An 18,291-nucleotide genomic window follows, 5' to 3' on the forward strand; every position below is an offset into this window, starting at 1 on the left:
GAACTGACTCAGCGCAGCGCCACGGCCTCGAGGGGGCCAGCGAACCACTGCTGGCGCAGGCCACGCTGCTGATCGAGGATCAGCGCGAGGTAGTCGCGCAAGGGGTGGGCGGCGGGCAGACGCGCGCAGTGGCGTTCGAGTGCTTTCTTGTACGGTAGCTGCTCCGCGCGTTGGTGCTGTGAGTCGGCCTCGTGCGCTAGCCAGGAAAGGCGTGGCAGCAACATCCCGTCAGCGGCGCTGGAAAGCGCTTCGCGAACACCGGCAGCGTCGAAGTCGCCCAGATACAGGTGCGGTCGCTGGTCGCGAAAGCGCCGCCCCCAGGCCACCACCAAGTCATCGAAGCCCTTGCGATAGATTTTATCACCGCGATAGACCACCAGCGGATTGGCGAAACCACCCAGCTCCGCCTGCGTCACTTTCAACTCATGGACGCTATCCAGATTCTCCACCTGTACCAGGGCGTCGAAGGCGGCAAGCTCAAGCGTTCGCCCATCTACCTCAAGGGTCTCTCTCACAACTGCCGGAAACCCGGGGCGATGCTGGGTGCTTGGTGCGCTCACCAGCACCCGATAGCGTCGGGGTGGCTCGCGCACGTTCTTGTCTTCCCGGATCCCGAGCTTCGCCTGTTCGACCGTGGACAAGCCACTCAGCGACTGCCCCAACCCCGGCTGCTTGAGGCTGTCGAGCATGGCATCAATGTCGGCCAACAGACGCCGGTCAAAGCGCAGCGTCTTCCCCCAGCGATAGCCATCCAGCCAAATATCGTGGGCGTCGCACCAGGCCTCGATATTGGCAATAGCTGCAGTCTCGCGCTTGCGCTCGGTGCGGGGGGAGATATCCAGTTCTCCCTGAATGTTCTTCAGGACATTGCGCGCACGGTTACTCAGTTCGATCACGTATCACCTCTGCCTAGACCACCAGCGCCAGGCTGACGTCGTGGATCAACTGGACGTCGTTGAAGGGCCCGGCCGGGCTCTCGTCGGGGATCAGCCGAAAGGCGCGCTGCTCCTCACGGGGCAGACCCTGGTACTCGGCGATGACCTGAAACAGCCAGATCTCCGGGTCCCACTCGAGTTCGCTCTCGCTCAGGTACGCCAGGGCGCTGGTGCCCGACGAGGCGCCAGCGGCGGGTGCCTGCTCGTCGACCACGTCCAGGTAGAAGCGCTCGACGTCCTGCTTGAGCGCCTGCTGGCGGGCCTCGACCATGCTCTGCGCCTCGACCATGGCAGGGCCTGCCACCTCAGCCTGCTCCGGCCGGTGGACCGCCACCGGCAACTGGTGCAGCAGCCCCGTGAGCACCTCGGCGTCGCGATGGTGATCCAGCGCCGGGGCGGCGGCGGCGTGCAGCGGGCTTGCGTGGTTGAACAGCTCCGGCACCTCGCTGCGGCGGGTGTAGTTGCCCGGCACAAAGCCCGGATGCTCACGCAGGAAGGCGGCCATGCCAGCCACCAGCCGGCTCTGCTTCTGCTGCTGACGAAAGCGCGCCATCAGCTCGATCAGTCTTCCCTGGACCTCGCGCAGGTTGGTGTAGTGCTGGCTCAACTGCTGCTGCAGCTGGCTGATCAGCAGCTTGCGCAGGGAGCCGTCGCTGCCGACCAGATCGATCAGCTCGTCGAAGTCGATCAGCGCCATGCCGTCGAGCAGGCGCACGATCTGCTTCTGGGCGCGGTCGTTCTCGCGGATCTTATCGTTGAGTCGGCTGACGAAGCCGAAGTCACTGTTGAGCCGCTGCCACAGGCTGTCGATGGCGTCGGCGAAGCGGCCGTTGAGGTCGTCCACCTCCTGGCGCAGACGCAGCATCAGCGGCCCCTGCTGCCAGTGCTCGCCCAGGCTGACCGCCTCGCGGTAGCTCTGCACCAGGTTGCGGATCTGCTCCAGGGTCTCGCCGACGTCGGCGTTGACGTGGCGGCGGGTCTCGTCGGCCAGCATCTCGGCGATCAGCTCGCGCACCTTGGGGGTCAGCTTGACCGCGCCGTGCTCGTCGGGCCGCCACACAATCCGCGCCGCCAACAGCTTGCGCAGAGCGCCTTCGGTGAGGGTCTCCAGCGGCACCTCGTCGCGGGTATAGCCCTGCATCAGCACGTCGGCGTAGCGCCCCAGCAGCGACAGCCGCTCGGTGCCGGTGGCAACCAGCCGGCTCTCGAGCGAGTGTTCCTCGCTCATAGCAGCGTCTCTTGGCGGGCCGGCGCCTCGTCATCCACCGGCAGGTTCTCTTCATCGCGGATAAAGCGCACCAGCTCCACCAGATAGTCGATCTTGGCGGTCACCAGAAAGACCTGGCGGTCGGCGTGGGGCTGCAGCAGGTAGCCGTGCTCCTTCAGACGCTTGAACACCTGCTTCATCTGGGCGTCGAGCTGCTCGCTCTGGGAGCCGAAGAAGGGATCGGTGGCCAGCCGCTCCAGGCGCTCGCGCAGGCTCTGGTTGTCCTCGCACTTGGCGCTGAACTCGGCGGGCTTGAGCACGTCGCCGGGGGCCGCCAGGGAGTCCTGGCCCAGCGCCTCCTGCACCAGCTGCAGCCATTCGAGCAGCGGCAGCAGGCTGTTGACGGTCTCGCCGAGCTGGCGCGACAGCTGCTCGCGGGCGTCTTCGTTGAGCTGACGCCAGGCCAGAAAGTGGACGCTGCGATCCTCGTTGGTGGCCAGGCGGCGGTTGAGCGGGCGCAGGTAGATGTCGATCTGCTCGCGCACCTCCTCGTCCTGGAGCTTGCGAAAGGCGCTCTCGTCGCTGACGGCGCAGATGAACTCGCCGGCCAGCAGCCGTTCGAGCAGGGGACCATGTTCGATCATTGGGTGACCTCCTCGGCGCTGCGCTGCTTGAGACGCTGAGCCAGCTTGCTCAACCGCGGTTCGATGCGCTTGAGCCGGCGCCGGCCCGGCTGGGCGGCGTCACGGTCGATCAGGTAGCGGTTGTGGAACAGCAGCAGCACGTCGGACTCCGGGTTGGGGAAGGCGCCGACGATGTGGATATGGTTGCTGTCGCAGGCCTCGAACAGCTTCTCGACGTTGTGATAGGCCAGGGTGCCGATCTCGTCGATGGGCCAGTGCACGCTGATCTCGGCCTGGCCGCGCAGCAATCGGGTAAAGGCCAGCAGGAACTTGCACAGGATCAGGTAGGCCATGCCATGGCTCGAGGATTCGAGCAGTTGGCGATCGTTCTTGATCACCAGGTCGGTGCCGCCCTCGTTAAGGTGCAATTCCAGGCGCAGCAGGCTCTCGAAGCTGTACTGCTGGTCGCTGCGCAGCAGGTCGACCACGTCGGCCAGGGCATTGAGGTAGTCGTCCCCCGGCAGTCCGCCGGTCTCCTGCCAGTCGCGATAGTCCTGGGCGAAGCGCTTGAGCGGCTCCCAGAAGCCCAGCTCGTCGATGGTCGACTGAATGCGCACTTCGGCCTTGGTGATGCCCTCCAGGCGCAGGTCGTCGGCGACCTCTTCGGACAGCCGCCGACTCTGGGCACTGATGCGCCGGTTGAGGTCACGAAAGACGGTAAAGAACTTGTCCAGATCGGCGCCGAGATTGCGCCCCTGCTGGACCAGCTGCTGCTGCTGGTCCTCGAGCAGCTTGAGCATCCCGCGCAGCAGCGGCAGCAGCCGGCGCGGGCTGGGCTCGGCACCGTCGGCGGCGTCATCCTCGCGCAGCTTGGCGCGCTCGGCGCTCATGGTATCGACAAAGCCGGTGCTGGCGCCCTTGATCAGCTCGCTTTCGACCTGCTCGCAGCCCTTGCGCAGGGCGTCCATCTCGCGCCCACGCTCCGACAGCGCCTGGCGGGTGCGCTCGATGCGCTCGTGGACGTCGCCGGGGGCATCGTGCCGGGGCGCTGGAGAGGGGTCCAGCGGCAGTTGCTCGACCTGCACCAGCAGTGGCTTCAAGGCGTCGATCACCTCGGCCTCGGCGCTGCGTTGGGCCTTCAGTTCGCCCAGCGCCTGCTGGTGGGCGGCGCGGTCGGACTGGAATTCGGCCTTGCGCTGCTCTCGTTCGCGCTCGGCACCCTCCTTGTCGCGTACCAGCCGGGTTTCCTTGTCGACCAGCTCGGGCTTGCGCTGGCCCCAGTCCAGGCGCATGAAGCGGCGATAGTCTTCCAGCTGCTCCTGGCGCGAAGCGGTCAGCCGGATACGCTCGTCCAGCGAGGCCAGTCGCGCCTTGGTGTCCTTCAGCGAGGCCAGGTCCACGCCCTGCTCCTGCAGTTCACGGTCGAAGGCCGCCTCTAGCTCCTGGCGCTGGCGCTGATGCTCGCTCTTCTGGTCGCTCTGGTACTGCTTCAACTGGCGGATCTGGTCATCGACGCCGTCGAGGCGGCTCTGGCCGTCGGCCTTCACCTCCAGCATCTGCGCCTGGTGGGTCTTGGCCAGGGTATCCAGGGCGGCGCGCTTCTCCTCCTTCAGCCCATCGTGGCTGGCGCGCTGGGCGGCCAGCGCCTCCTCCAGGCCCTGACGCCGCGCCTTCTGCTGGCGGGCGTGACGCTCCTGCAGCTGGCTGCGCGCGTCGCGGGCGTAGTCGACCTCGGACTCGGCGCGCTTGAGCTCCATGCGCGCACGGCGCACCGCTTCCTCGGCGGACTGCACCCGCTCGTTGGCCGCCTTCATCTGGCGCTCGGCGGCCTGCACCGCGCTCTCGGCACGCACCTGGGCGGCCTCGGCCTGCTCGATGGCGGCCAGCAGGCTGGCCTCCTCCTGGGCGTACTCGGGCACCTCGACCGCGGCCAGATCCAGGCCCACCCCGAACAGCTCATCGTGGTCCTGCTCGCCGACACGGGGCGACAGGTCGCGGCGCTCCAGCAGCTCCGGCGCGATCACCTTGCCCAGACGCTGCTCCCAGCCGGGACGATGGAAGCGCAGGAAATGACGCAGTGTGCCCTGGGCCGGATCACGTTGCTGGTGCAGGCCATAGGTGTGAGCTTCGGCCCTGGCGAGCTGATGACGGGCCTCGTCGAGTTCCTTTTCGGCCTGATCACGGGCGCGCTTGAGGGTGTCGAGCTCCTCGCGCAGCGCCCCCAGCGTCTCGCTCGCCGCCTCGCGGTCGGTCTGGGCCTGGTCGAGGCGAGCCTGGGCCAGCTCCGCCTCCTGGATTTCCTCGGCGCTGGCAGCGCTGGCGGCCAACTGGGCCTTAAGCTCGGCCAGCCGCTCGACGCCGCTTTCCAGGCGCTCACGGTAGCTCTCGTCGAGCTCCTGGCGCTGCTGCTGGTAGCGCTGTTCGAGCTCGCTTTCCTGACGCCACTGCTGGTCACGCAGCTCTTCGCGGGTCTCGCCCAGCTCGTCGATGCGCGCCTGGGTCTCCTCGGTCTGGCGGGCCAGCTCATCGCCCAGCTCACGCAGGCGTCCTTCAAGGCGTGACTGGCTTTCCTGGAAGGCGTTCTGCATCACCGCCAGGTGCTCGCGCAGCTGCTGGCTCTGGTCGCGCCACTGGGGCAGCGCCTGGACGTCACGCTCCAGCGCCGGCATGTCGGCCTCCTCGTAGGCCTCGAAGGTCGCCTGCAGGTCAGAAAGCTCGCGCTGGGTCTGCTCCAGCTCGCTGGTCATCTCGCTCAAGCGGTCGTTGAGGGCGTCGCGGGCCTGTTCGTAGGCGGCTTCACGCTCCTGGAACTCACGCTGGCGGTTGCCGATCTCGGCCTCGGCGTCGGCCAGGGTGCGCTCGGCGCGGTGGCGGTCGGCCTCGAGCTGGGGCTTCAACTGCCACAGGGTCGTCTCGCGCTCGGCGATCTCCTGATCGAGCTCATCGAGCTTGCCAAGCGATCGCTCCAGCGGCTCCAGTCGCTTGGACTGGCGCATCTGGGCGATCCACTCCCGTGCCTTGGTATTGCGGATGCGGGTCACCGGCAGTTCGACACCGTCCTCCTCGAAGATCGCCGCCAGCATGGTCTTGAGGGTATCCATCTTGCCCTCCTTGGCGTGCACCGCGCTGATCAGCTTCTCCATATGGCGGATGCGATGCTCCGGCTTGACCAGGCTGAACTGGGCAGCCATCTGGCGAAGACGCAGGCTTTCCTTGCGGTTGCCCTGCTGGTGGGTGAAGTCGTTCTGGATCACCGAACGAAACTCCGAGGTGGCACCCAGCTTGGGCGACACCGGAATTCCCTCACGACGCAGCTGGCTGGCCCAGTCGCTGTAGTCCAGCGCCGCCACCCCGGCCTCGCTCTCCACCAGATAGTGCCCGGGCTGGTAGGGCGCACCGACAAAGCGATACTCGACGCCACCGTCGCTCTTGCGGGTCAGCACCGCCTGGCAGACGTTGCCCGCCTCGCGGCGGTACTCATAGATCAGGTAGCTGTTGCGGTTGGGCAGGTAGAAGGCGTCGAACTTCTTGCGGGTCTTGGGCACCACCTTGTTGGGCAGCTCACCGTAGAACACCGGGACCAGACGCTGCAGCGTGGTCTTGCCCGAGGCGTTGGTGCCGCAGATGTTGGTATGGCCGTCGACGTCCAGCTCGACCACCCCCTCGAGGTGGCCGTGGATCATCACGATGCGCAACAGGTGAGCCATTGGGATTCCTTGATCGCTTGCCCGGTAGGAGGGCTATTCTGCCAGAGACGAAGCGCCCTGACAGTGCGACCAGAGTTGCCCGACAGCAAGCTTTCGCCTACAAGGTTCCTGCGACAGGGAGAGCCCGACGCGCCCCGTCACCCCGAACGACTCCTTGCTCCGCACCCATCCATCGCTATCCACGCACCACACCACAGGGGAAGACCGCCATGCACTTCGCCACCCTCGGCCCCGAGGACAGCAACCACGCCCTGGTGCTCGCCCGCTATCTCGACGATCGCAGGCTCAAGGAACCTGACCTCACCGACATCGAGCCCCGGATCAGCCTGGTGGATGACTTCATCGGCGCCTTCGAAAAGCTGGTCGCCGGAGGCTACGACTATGTGCTGCAGGTCAGCGCCCACCCCAGCCACGCCGACTGCGTCGGGCGCTTCATGCATCGCGCCTTTCCGGTGGACGCCTTCATCGCCCCCAGCCGCCCGCTGGCGCTGGTAGCCCGCGCTGACGTGGCCCAGCCGAAAAGCGTGCTGCGACAGCCCGCCACCCGCCACTACACCGACCTTTCGGCCTTCGCGGAACACGACGCCCCCACCATCGTCGCCGCCCTCGAGCAACTGCTGGACGGCCAAGCCGACGCCGCCATCGTCGCCGAGGACGCCATCGAGCGTCATCCCGGCCGGCTGCGGCTAATCCAGCCTCTGGGCCCCGCCCTGGATACCTGGATCCTTTACGCCAATCGGCCCCTGTTCCCGGACAGGGAGCAGGGGCCGATGCTGGGCGCCAACGACGCCATGGCAGAGCACTTCAGGGAAACGAGTCGTCGCGCGGATCGAGGCTAAACCTGACGGAGCGACGCGATACTTGCCACCACGCTTTTACACCGGCCAGGGTACGAAGATGACACCGAGCCCGAGTGCCACCAGGGCAGCCCTGAGCCACCAGGCGAAACGCCCGATCAGCCCGTAGGACACCAGGCCGAGGCCGATCAGCACGCCCAGGGTGGTGGCCAGGGCAGCGAAGACGCCGGAGCCAAGGTCGAGCAGCGCCGGGTGCGCGACCATCGCCAGCGGAATGACGTAGAGCCCGACCCCCAGCGCCATGGCCTTGCCCGCCACCTTCAGCCAGTTCTCGTCGGCCATGCCGGCGGCGATGAACACCGCACCACATACCGGTGGGGTGATGGTGGACAGCAGCGCGAACCAGAACACGAACAGGTGGGCGGTCAGCAGCGGCAGGCCCAGTTCGGTCAGCGCCGGCCCCGCCACCGAGACGCAGATGACGTAGGCGGCGGTAGTCGGCACCTCCATGCCCAGCACCAGGCAGGCCAGGGCGGTAAGCAGCAGCGCCGGCCACAGCTGCCCACCGGACAGCGACAGGATCGCCGAGGTGACCTTGACCCCGAGCCCGGTCAGCGACAGCACCCCGATGACCAGGGAGGCGCACAGGATGATCGCGCCGATGACCGCGATCTGGCGCCCGGCGGTCAGCGCTGCCTGGGCCAGGCGGGCGCGGAACTCCGTCCCCGACACCTTCAGCTCGGCGTTCATGGCCAACAGCGCAAGGCCTGCGAAGATCGCCACGCTGGCGGCGTACTGGGGGGTGTTGCCGGCGTGGAAGATGCGCTCGAGCAGGATCGCAAAGGGCACCGCGAAGAACAGTGCGGTGGTGATCACCTCACGCGCTGCCGGGCGGTCCTCGGCTGCCACCGGCTTGAGATCGAAACGGGTGGCGAAGGCGTTGATGCCGAGCCACACCGTGGCGAAGTAGAGGAAAGCCGGCAGCAGCGCCGCGGCCATGATCTCGGTGTAGGGGGTGCCGGTCAGCTCGACCATGACGAAGGCCCCGGCGCCCATCAGCGGCGGCATGATCTGGCCCCCGGACGAGGCCACCGCCTCCACCGCCGCCGCCAGCGAGCGCGGATAGCCAAGCCGCGCCATGGACGGGATGGTGATGGCTCCGGTGGAAGCTACGTTGGCCGACGCCGAGCCCGAGATCGAGCCCATCAGCGCACTGGAGATCACCGATACCTTGGCGCCACCACCGGTCAGGCGGCCCGCCGCGGCGCCGGCCAGGTTCATGAAGCCACGCCCCGCCTCGCCCGCGTTGAGCACCGCACCGAAGATCACGAAGATCGCCACCACCGAGACACTGACCCCGGTCAGCTTGCCCCACAGCCCGCCCTCGGCGATGGTCAGCGAACCGACCAGGCTGGCCATGGGCAGGCCAGGATGACCAAACTCGCCGGGCACGTACTGGCCCAGGGCCGCATAGCCCAGCGCGATCGCGGTCACCAGCGGCAGCGGCCAGCCGATGGCACGCCGGGCGGCCTCCAGCGCCACCATAATCAGCAGTAGACCCACCGCCATCTGCAGGGGGGTGTCGATAAAGCCGTACTGGCCGCTCAGGGCGTCCTCGTTCAAGGCGATATAACCGCAGGCGGCGATGCCGAGGGCGGTCAGCCCCAGGCCGCTGATGCGCTGCCAGTGCGTACGGGCGGAAAACACCAGCACCCAGGGCAACACCAGCGCCATGTGCAGTGGCCGACTGATCAGCGCCGGCGTCAGGCCGTGGAAGATCAACCCCAGGTGAAACACCACCGACAGGGCACCGAGCGCGATCCAAAACGGGCCACCCGGCCACGGCGAACGAACAGGGTCACGCGCGTCGGCCGCTGCGGCCGACGAAGAAGCGTCGCTTGAGTTCATGAAATCAGCACATCATCGATGAAACGGAGCGGGCCCACAGGGGCCCGCCGGGTCGAGTCCTGGGCAGGATCGTCTCAGCGCAGGGCCTCGGGCACCTGCACGTCGACCTCGTCGTAGTAGCGCAGGGCGCCGGGGTGCAGCGGACCCTCGAGGTTGGTCAGCATCTGCGGCGAGATCGCCTGCCACCAGGGCGAGGTCTCGGCCATGGCCTCGCGGCGCTCCCAGAAGGTCTTGGTCAGGGTGTAGGCGGTGTCCTCGTCCATCGCGCTGGTGGTGTAGGCCACCACCGGCAGCGAGGTGGTCAGCACGTCCTCGTCGATGCCCGCGTAGGTGCCGGCGGGGATGGTCTGGGGCGCGGCGCCGGTGGCCTCGACCTGCGCTTCGGTGAACGACACCAGGCCGACATCATGGCTCGCGGCGGTCTCGATCACGTTGGGTGCGGGAAAGGAGCTGGCGGTGGCGAAGGCGTCGATCTGGCCGTTCTTGAGCGCGTCGGGAGCGCTGCCCACGTCGGCGTCGTCGACCTCGACCTGATCGGCGAGTTCGAACAGCTCGAGATAGCGTGCGGCCTCGCGGGCGCCAAAGGAACCCTGGCCGATCAGCAGGTGCTTGCCGGCCAGTTCATCGATGCCGAGGGTGTCCTGCTCGCCCGCCACCACGAAGTGCATGGTCAGCGAGGGAATCGGGAAGAGTGCACGAATGTCCTTAAGGCGCGGATGGTTGCGACTCTCGAAGGGGCCGGTACCCTCGCGGGCGCGGGTCACCAGGCCGGGCGGCGAGGTGAAGACGTAGTTGCCGGGACGCGCCATCACCTCCATGACGTTCTGCACCGAGCCCTGGCTCTCTTCCAGGGTCAGGGTCATGTCACCCTCGGTGCCGGCCTTGATCGCCTCGGACAGCTCCACTCCCATCTGGTAGTAGGCGGTACCGGCGGAGGCGGACTTGTAGGTCAGGCGGGTCTGGGCGTGGGCGCTTGCGGCGGTCAGCACCATGCTACCGGCGAGCACAGCCGTCAGGGCCTTGAGGCCACGGCTTCGAAGATGACGCATTGAGGGGGTCTCCAGTCGACAGCGGGCGTGGCCAGTGCCTCGTTTTGCTTATGCTCCCGCCAGGCTTCAGGACCTGGCGGAAATGGCCGGCCAACAGCATATTCGACTGGCGTGATTCGTGCCACGGCGCCAAGACACTCGTGGCCCCGTGAAAAAGTCGCGGGCGCCGAGCATAGCGACGCCCGTGGCCAACGATGCCAGCCGCCTGCGCCATCAGGGCAAGCAGCGTGACACCAGTTTCAGCGGTAGAAGGCGGGACGCTCGGCCAGCGCGATCGGCTCGACCTGCTGCGAATGCCGCGCCTTGACGCAGGCGTCACTGGTCACCGCCGCCACATAGCCATCCCAGGCGGTAGGGCCATGACGCTCGCCCTTGGCGGTGGCATCAACCCACTCCTGAAACTCCACATCGAAGGCGTCGATAAAGCGGTCCTTCCAGTGGGTGATCACGCCCAGGGAGTCCCGTGCGCTGTGACGCAGCGGCACGCTCGCCGGTTGCGGCAGATCGGCAACGCCGCTCTCCCCCACCAGTTCGCAGCGAATGTCATAGCCGTACTGGCAGTTGAGGAAGCTCTCGATGGTGATGACCATGCCCTTGCGGGTGCGCAGGATGATCAGCGAGGGGTCCTGCAGATCACCCTCCACCAGGCTGGAAACCCGCGGCTGGATGACCTGGGCGCTGACGTAGTCGTCCTCCAGCAGCCAGCGCATCACGTCGAACTCGTGGACGCAGGAATCGATCAGGCCCGCATCGCCGGAGAAGTTGGCCTGGGCATTGCGATGCGCACACTTGGCGATCAGCGGCTGGCCGATGCCACCCTCGTCGAGCAGCGCCTTCAGCTGGCGGTATGCCCAGTCGAAACGGCGCATGAAGCCTACCTGGACCAGCGCACGACCCGAGGCAATCTCGGCCTCGACGATACGCAGGCAGCCCTCGGCGGTGGTGGCCAGGGGTTTTTCGCAGAATACCGGCTTGCCCGCCTCGATGGCGGCCAGCACGAATTCCTCGTGGGTCGGTCCCCAGGAGGTCACCACCACGGCGTCGACCTCGGCGGCGTTGATGACGTCGTGGCCGCTGGCATAGGCCCTGGCCTCGATGCCGACCTCATCGATGGCGGCCTGCGCCTGCTCAAGGCCGACATCACTGGCGGCCACCACCCTCGCACCCTTGAGGGTATGGTTCAGCCGGCGCATATGTTCCTTGCCGATGGCTCCGGTACCGATGATGCCGATAGATAGCGTCATGTCTGGCTCCTTTCTGTTATTGACCACTTGTTGAAATCGCACCTGCTGCCCTCCCATGGGTCGAAAACGTCATACGGGCAACGTCGAGGCTCGACCAGCGTCGTGGCGCTGGTGCCAGAGCCAGGTGGCATGGCCGCCCGATCGCTCGGGCGGCCATGGCACCTATCCTTGTTGAGGGTTGGGGTCATCACACATGGGGATCGTCTGCGGCAAGCGCCGCCGCCGGGCGACGACGATGAATCCAGATCGAAGCGCACACGAAGTACACCAGCGACAGCGGAATCACCAGCCACTTGAAGGTTTCCACGTAGTCGACGACAGCGGCGTTGTCACCGGTCCATGACCACAGTGCCGCCAGGATGATGATCACCAGGCAGGCAAACGAGATCAGGTACAGCGGATCACGACGATTGACCGCGGGCTGCGCCTGGGGCGACTCGCCGGGCAGTTCCGGCGGATCCACCGGGCCATAGGCCTCTTCGTAGTAGTCGATACCGGACTCGGTGTTCGCGCCCATCCGGCGGCACAGCAGCGGGTAGAGCAGAAAGCTCAGGGTCCACACCGGGAGAAACACGACAAACAGATGCACCTGGGGCAGGGCAATGAGCACGACGCCGAGCATCACCCCGATGGCCCAGGTCAGCATGGCCGGACGATTGTCCTCGAGCCCCTGATGTTCGCGCCACAGCGGGCGGATCGACAGGCGCGGCAGCAGGAAATGCTCGGCGGCGATGATCGCGCCGATGGGGGCCATCATCATCACGAAGTAGGACAGGACGTTGAGCAGCGAACCGAAGACGAACGGGAAGCAGGCGACGACCGTGGTGGCGGCGCCCACCACCAGGGCAACGTTGAACGGCTTGTGACGATGGAACACCGCCTGAAACGCCAGCCCGGAGCGATAGAGGCTGGGGATCGAAGTGGTCCAGCCGGCGATCACTACCGCCACCAGCCCCATGGCACCGAGCAGACGGAAGGCGATGGCGCCCGGATCAAGATCGACCATGGCTTCCTTGAGCAGCATCGCCGAGGTGGCGCCAAGGATGCCCGCACAGACCCAGGCCATGAAGTGGCCGATGTACATGCCAGAGGCTGAAAAGTAGCCGTAGGAGGACTTGCGCGCGAAGCGCAGAATGCTCATGTCACTCATGCCGAGGTGCATCGGCAGGTTGATGCCCCAGGCCCAGGCGGCGATGACCCACATGTTGATGCCAGGCTCGCCTTCGGGAGTAACGCCGGTCCACACCAGTGCGCCGAGCACGTTGCCCAGGCCGTCGATGCCTTGCTCGGCGCCCAGGTGGGTGACGATGGGGATCGACAGGATACCGCTGACCAGGAACATGATCGCCATCCAGGGCGCGCATACGGTGGAAAAGTTGGCGATGCGCTTGAAGCCCTTGAGTGTCAGCCAGACGGTAAAGGCGCCAACCAGCAGCGCCAGGATCACGAAGCTGGCACTGGTGGGATAGAGTCCCACCTGGGGCGGAATATCGGTCAGCACCCGGAAGGCCGAGGCCGAGACCGTGATCATGGCGCCGGCAATGACGGCGTAGAAGACACCATTGAGGATGTTGTAGACGGTGGAGATCTTCTTGCCGGCAAGCCGGGCCAGGAACCAGTACACCGTCATGCGGGTGCGGGTAGCCACCGGACTGCAAATCCAGGCCCAGGACAGCACCGCCATGAAATTACCGAGAATCAGTCCCCAGATCAGATCACCGGTGGAAACACCTAAGGTGACCAGCGCTGCGCCGATGACGAATTCGGTGCCAGCAACGTGCTCACCGGAGTAGGCCCCGAGAAAGTACTTGCCGCTCAACTGCCGGCTAGGGGGTATGCGTTGATATTCGAGCTCTTCGCCCTGGGCGTTGTCGTCCGCTGTCGCGGTCGCCTGCGCCCCTGCCGCTTCTGTGCTCATAACGTTGTCCACTTGTTATTGGAGGATCGATGGCCCTTGTGACCGGTTGCAAACGGTCAGGGCTCCAACCTCGGCGGTCCATGTTTTTCCACGGCCCGCACCAAATGAAACATACATTCCGAAAGAAAAAACAACAAACCAAACGTTCTATACTTTAGTCGACTCGAACGCCTGATCCGACAAAATTGTAAATAACGTAATCCATGACGACATCTTTAACTGAATTGGCGCACACAAACATCGTCTATCCGCCATAACCACTCGCTCCAGTCCCACGCTTCAACACCTGCCGCGATAGCCAAAAGGAAGGCGCCGGTTTCGGCGCCTTGGCAAGCGTGAAACGGCGCAATCCAGGTGGCGCCACTCCAGCACGCCGCAGCAGCGACGACGGGACAGGGCACCAACACCGAAGCGGGACGCTTGATGGACCGCCAAGGCGTCACAAGCACCGCTACGGCGTCATACGCAGTCAGAGGACCACAGCTACAGCTACAGCTACAGCGTCGGCATGGTGAAGTGACCGCCGCTATCACGGACCTCGCTGGGCCAGCGCTGGGTGATGGTCTTCATGCGGGTGTAGAAGCGCACGCCGTCAGGGCCATGCATATGCAGCGGGCCGAACAGCGAGCGCTTCCAGCCGCCAAAGCTGTGAAAGGCCATGGGCACCGGGATCGGCACGTTGACGCCGACCATGCCGACCTGAATGCGCTCGCAGTACTGGCGAGCGGCGGCGCCGTCACGGGTAAAGATGGCGGTACCATTGCCGTATTCGTGGTCGTTGACCATGGCCAGGGCGTCTTCGAAGCTGTCGACGCGGGCGATCGCCAGCACCGGGCCAAAGATTTCCTCGCGGTGGATGCGCATGCCCGGCGTGACGTGGTCGAACAGCGAACCCCCGACGAAGAAGCCATTGCCGGCGTTGTCGATAGTCGCCTCGCGTCCGTCCACCACCAGCTCGGCGCCCTCGTCGACGCCGGCCTGGATATAGCCGACCACCTTGTCCAGGTGAGCGCGGGTGACCAGCGGCCCCATGTCGTGGTCGGGCCCCTCCTTGATGCCGGGGCCGACGCTCAGCGTCTGCAGCCGTTCGACCAGCTTGGCGCGCAACCGCTCGGCGGTCTCCTCGCCCACCGGCACCGCCACCGAGATCGCCATGCAGCGCTCGCCGGCGCTGCCGTAGGCCGCGCCCATCAACGCATCCACCGCCTGGTCGAGGTCGGCATCGGGCATCACCACCATGTGGTTCTTGGCGCCGCCCAGCGCCTGAACCCGCTTGCCGTGGGCAGACGCCGTGGCGTAGATGTATTCGGCGATGGGCGTCGAGCCGACGAAGCTGACCGCCTGCACCCGCTCATCGGTGAGCAGCACGTCCACGCTCTCCTTGTCGCCATTGACCACGTTAAACACGCCGTCCGGCAGGCCGGCTTGCTTGAGCAGCTCGGCCAGACGCATCGGCGTGGACGGATCCTTCTCCGATGGCTTCATCACGAAGGTGTTGCCACAGGCCAGCGCCACCGGGAACATCCACATCGGTACCATGGCCGGGAAGTTGAACGGTGAGATGCCGGCGCACACGCCCAGCGGCTGCATCAGCGAGAAGCTGTCGACACCGGTGCCGACGTTGAGGGAATGTTCGCCCTTCTGCAGGTGCGGTATGCCGCAGGCGAATTCCACCACCTCGAGCCCGCGTGTCAGCTCGCCCTTGGCGTCGGAGAACACCTTGCCGTGCTCGGAGGAAATCAGCCGCGCGATCTCGTCGGCGTGCTCTTCCACCAGCGCCTTGAACTTGAACAGAATGCGTGAACGCTTGAGCGGTGACATCTTGGCCCAGCCGGGGAAGGCCTCGTCAGCGACGCGGATGGCGTCGCGGGTCTCGTCGGCGCTGGACAGTGCTACCTGACGTGTCACCTCGCCGCTGGCCGGGTCGAAGACCTCGGCAGTGCGGCCACTGTGGCTGGCCTGGGGCTGGCCAGCGATAAAGTTGCCCAGAATGGTCATGCGGTGCTCCTGATACAAAGAGTTATCGAACAGATGGCTGAAGACATCGGCACGGGGGGCGCCGTCACGAGGCCAGGGCCAGCCCGGCCTCGTCGCAGCAGCGTGCAAGATGGTCATAGCCCTTGCGGGCATAGGTCAGTGGATGGGCCACGGCGGGATCCTGCTCGGCCTCCACCACCACCCAGCCCTGGTAGTCGTGCGCGACCAGCCCCTGGAACAACCGGCCATAGTCGATGAAGCCATCACCGGGCACGGTGAACATGCCGTCCAGTACCCCTTCCAGGAAGCTCCGGTTGCGGTTGCGCACATCGGCCAGCACCTCGGCACGGATATCCTTGCAGTGCACATGGTTGACGCGTGCAGCGTGACGCTCGAGCACGCCGAACGGATCGCCACCGGCAGCCACCAGGTGGCCGGTGTCCAGCAGCAGGCCCAGCGCCGGTCCGGTGCTCGCCATCAGCCGGTCGATGTCGGCCTCGGATTCCACCAGCGTTCCCAGATGGTGGTGATAGGCAATCTGCACGCCCTCGCGCTGGCAGTGTTCGGCCACCTGGTCAAGGCGCTCGGTAAACAGCGTCCATTCCTCGTCGCTCATGGTAGGGCGATGGCTCAGCGGTACCCCCACCTGTCCATGCACGCAGCGCGAGACCTCGCAGAACACCATGACCCTGGCGCCGAGCGCCTTGAGCAGTTCCAGATGGGGCGTCAGCGCTGCGATTTCTTCCTCGGCGCTGCGGGTCAAAAGCTCGGCGCTGTACCAGCCTGACACCAGCGACAGTTGGTGACGCTCGAGGATCGGCCCCAGGGTGGCGGCGTCGCGGGGGAACTTGTGGCCCAGCTCGAAGCCGTCGAAACCGGCCTCTCGTCCCTCGGCGAGGCAGGTCTCCAGCGGGGTGTCTCCGCCCAGCGAGGGCAGGTCATCATTGGTCCAGGTCAGGGGGTTGATGCCCAGTCTTATGCTCATGGCGTCCTCCGGCGTTCGGTGCTCCAGGCGCCGGCGCGCCTGGAATATTTGGTTGTTGTGGCAGAGCGGACTCGGGCCTAGAGATTTCTGGCCTGACGCGCCTTGTGGGACTGATAGCGCTCGCGGGCGTCCACCACTTCCTGACGCGGCGAGACTTCAGGCACCGCCACGTCCCACCAGGCACCACCTTCCTTGGTGTCGTTGAGGCCATCGGTGTCGATGGCGATCACATAGCTGATGTCGGACGCCTTGGCGCGCTCGAGGGCCTGCTCAAGCTCAGCGATATTGGCGACCTTCTCGCTATTGGCGCCCAGGGCGGCGGCGTGGGCGGCGAAGTCGGTCTTGGGCGCGCCGGCCTCGACGCTCAGGCAGTCCTCCAGCCGGTTGTTGAAGCCGGGGCCGCCGCAGAATTGCTGAAGTCGATGGATGCAGCCATAGCCGCGATTGTCGAGCACCACCGCGATGATCTTGTGCCCCAGCATTACCGAGGTGGCGATCTCCGAGTTCATCATCAGGTAGGAGCCGTCACCGACCATCACGAACACCTCTGAATCGGGCAGCGCCATCTTGGTGCCGAGGCCTCCGGCCAGTTCATAGCCCATGCAGGAGTAGCCGTATTCCATGTGGTAGCCGCGATCGAAGCGAGTACGCCACAGTTTCTGCAGCTCGCCCGGCAGGCCACCCGCGGCACACACCACGATGTCGCGTTCGCCGGCAGCGCGGTTGACCGCCCCCACCACCTCGGCGTCACAGGGCAGCCCGGTGCCGCGATCCTGGGTCACCCGTTCCACGGTGGCATTCCAGTCGTCGCGCAGCGCGGCCGCCCGCTCGCTCCAGGACGAGGCCGGCCGCCACGGGTCGGTGCCCTGCTCGAGCCCGTCCTTCAGGCTGACAAGGCTCAAGCGGGCATCGCCCACCAGCGGCTGGGCGTAGTGCTTGACCGCATCGAAGGAGGCCACGTTGAGACACAATATCTTCGCCTCGGGGTTGATCAGCGCCCGGGAGCCAGAGGCGAAATCGCCAAGCCGGGTGCCCACGGCGATGATCAGATCCGCTTCCTGGGCCAAGCTGTTGGCGGCGGCTGAACCGGTCACACCCAGGGTGCCGACGTTGCTGGCATGGTCCCAGGGCAGCGCGCCCTTGCCCGCCTGGGTCTCGGTCACTGGCACCTGGTAGCGGCTGACGAAGGCGTCGAGCTCAGCCAGCGCCTCGGCGTAGTGGACGCCGCCACCGGCCACCAGCAGCGGTCGCTCGGCCGAGCGGATCAAGGCGATGGCATCGTCGAGCTCGCGCGGGTCGGCGGCCTGACGGCGCAGGTGGTGTACCTTCTCGGCAAAGAAGTGTTCGGGGTAATCGTAGGCCTCGGTCTGGATGTCCTGGGGCAGCGCCAGGGTCACCGGACCACACTCCACCGGGTCAGTCAGCACTCGCATCGCCTGGGGCAGCGACGTCAGCAGTTGCTCCGGCCGGGTGATGCGATCGAAGAAGCGACTCACCGGCTTGAAGCAGTCGTTGGAGGTCAGGGTGTGGTCGTGGAAGTTCTCGACCTGCTGCAGCACCGGATCAGGCTTGCGCGTGGCGAAGGTGTCGCCCGGCAGCAGCAGTAGCGGCAGTCGATTGACGTGGGCCACCGCCGCCGCGGTTACCATGTTCACCGAACCAGGACCGGCGGAGGCGGTACAGGCCATCACCTGGCGCCGATTGAGCGTCTTGGTGAAGGCAATGGCGGCGTGGCACATGGCCTGCTCGTTGTGGGCGCGGTAGGTCGGCAGCGTCTCACGGGCCTGATACAGCGCCTCGCCGAGGCCGGCCACGTTGCCGTGGCCGAAGATCGCCCAGACGCCGGGAAACAGCGGCTTGATCTGGCCGGCGACGTTCACCTTCTGGGCCTGCATGTAGCGGATCACCGCCTGGGACATGGTCAGTCGAATCGTGGACATG

12 protein-coding genes are annotated in these 18,291 nt (G+C 66.1%); 1 reads left to right on the top strand and 11 read right to left on the bottom strand.

The features are described 5' to 3' along the window. Window positions 1-8 precede the first annotated feature (8 nt). Genes KUV74_RS09245 through KUV74_RS09260 form a run of 4 tightly spaced genes read right to left on the bottom strand, consistent with a single transcriptional unit; the run spans window position 9 to window position 6,472 of the window. Complete coding sequence (locus KUV74_RS09245) at window positions 9-896, bottom strand: hypothetical protein (RefSeq protein ID WP_315900751.1); 888 nt, start codon at window positions 894-896, stop codon at window positions 9-11. Window positions 897-909: 13 nt separating this feature from the next. Beyond that, a complete protein-coding gene (locus KUV74_RS09250; RefSeq protein WP_222516186.1) occupies window positions 910-2,163 on the bottom strand; it encodes a hypothetical protein in 1,254 nt (417 codons plus the stop codon). Further along, window positions 2,160-2,786, bottom strand: coding sequence for a condensin complex protein MksE (locus KUV74_RS09255; protein ID WP_045993163.1), 627 nt, complete (start codon window positions 2,784-2,786; stop codon window positions 2,160-2,162). Before KUV74_RS09255 ends, KUV74_RS09250 begins: the two co-directional genes overlap by 4 nt. Then, a complete protein-coding gene (locus tag KUV74_RS09260; protein WP_222516187.1) occupies window positions 2,783-6,472 on the bottom strand; it encodes an ATP-binding protein in 3,690 nt (1,229 codons plus the stop codon). Before KUV74_RS09260 ends, KUV74_RS09255 begins: the two co-directional genes overlap by 4 nt. Before the next feature lie 209 nt (window positions 6,473-6,681). On the opposite strand from KUV74_RS09260, the gene KUV74_RS09265 reads away from it, so the two are divergent. Beyond that, window positions 6,682-7,311, top strand: a complete 630-nt coding sequence (locus KUV74_RS09265) for a hypothetical protein (RefSeq protein ID WP_222516188.1) — start codon at window positions 6,682-6,684, stop codon at window positions 7,309-7,311. A 36-nt stretch (window positions 7,312-7,347) separates the two neighbouring features. On the opposite strand, the gene KUV74_RS09270 is transcribed toward KUV74_RS09265, so the two are convergent. From KUV74_RS09270 to iolD, 7 genes are all read right to left on the bottom strand, one after another. Continuing rightward, a complete protein-coding gene (locus KUV74_RS09270; RefSeq protein ID WP_222516189.1) occupies window positions 7,348-9,177 on the bottom strand; it encodes a TRAP transporter permease in 1,830 nt (609 codons plus the stop codon). Between the two features lie 74 nt (window positions 9,178-9,251). Further along, a complete protein-coding gene (locus KUV74_RS09275; protein ID WP_222516190.1) occupies window positions 9,252-10,226 on the bottom strand; it encodes a TAXI family TRAP transporter solute-binding subunit in 975 nt (324 codons plus the stop codon). Window positions 10,227-10,465: 239 nt separating this feature from the next. Further along, window positions 10,466-11,470, bottom strand: a complete 1,005-nt coding sequence (locus KUV74_RS09280; RefSeq protein ID WP_045993160.1) for a Gfo/Idh/MocA family oxidoreductase — start codon at window positions 11,468-11,470, stop codon at window positions 10,466-10,468. Between the two features lie 187 nt (window positions 11,471-11,657). Beyond that, window positions 11,658-13,388: a purine-cytosine permease family protein gene (locus KUV74_RS09285; protein WP_222516191.1), complete on the bottom strand. Its 1,731-nt coding sequence runs from the start codon at window positions 13,386-13,388 to the stop codon at window positions 11,658-11,660. 495 nt (window positions 13,389-13,883) lie between these two features. Further along, entirely contained in the window at window positions 13,884-15,386 is a 1,503-nt protein-coding gene (locus KUV74_RS09290) for a CoA-acylating methylmalonate-semialdehyde dehydrogenase (RefSeq protein ID WP_045993158.1), read from the bottom strand. A 64-nt stretch (window positions 15,387-15,450) separates the two neighbouring features. After that, window positions 15,451-16,350: a myo-inosose-2 dehydratase gene (gene iolE, locus KUV74_RS09295; RefSeq protein WP_222516192.1), complete on the bottom strand. Its 900-nt coding sequence runs from the start codon at window positions 16,348-16,350 to the stop codon at window positions 15,451-15,453. A 77-nt stretch (window positions 16,351-16,427) separates the two neighbouring features. Continuing rightward, window positions 16,428-18,290 carry a 3D-(3,5/4)-trihydroxycyclohexane-1,2-dione acylhydrolase (decyclizing) gene (gene iolD, locus KUV74_RS09300; protein ID WP_222516193.1) on the bottom strand — a complete coding sequence of 621 codons (1,863 nt, stop codon included), beginning with the start codon at window positions 18,288-18,290 and terminating at the stop codon, window positions 16,428-16,430. Between the last annotated feature and the right edge of the window lies 1 nt (window position 18,291).

The organism is Halomonas sp. DP1Y21-3 (assembly GCF_019801245.1).
Classification (GTDB): Bacteria; Pseudomonadota; Gammaproteobacteria; order Pseudomonadales; family Halomonadaceae; genus Halomonas; species Halomonas litopenaei.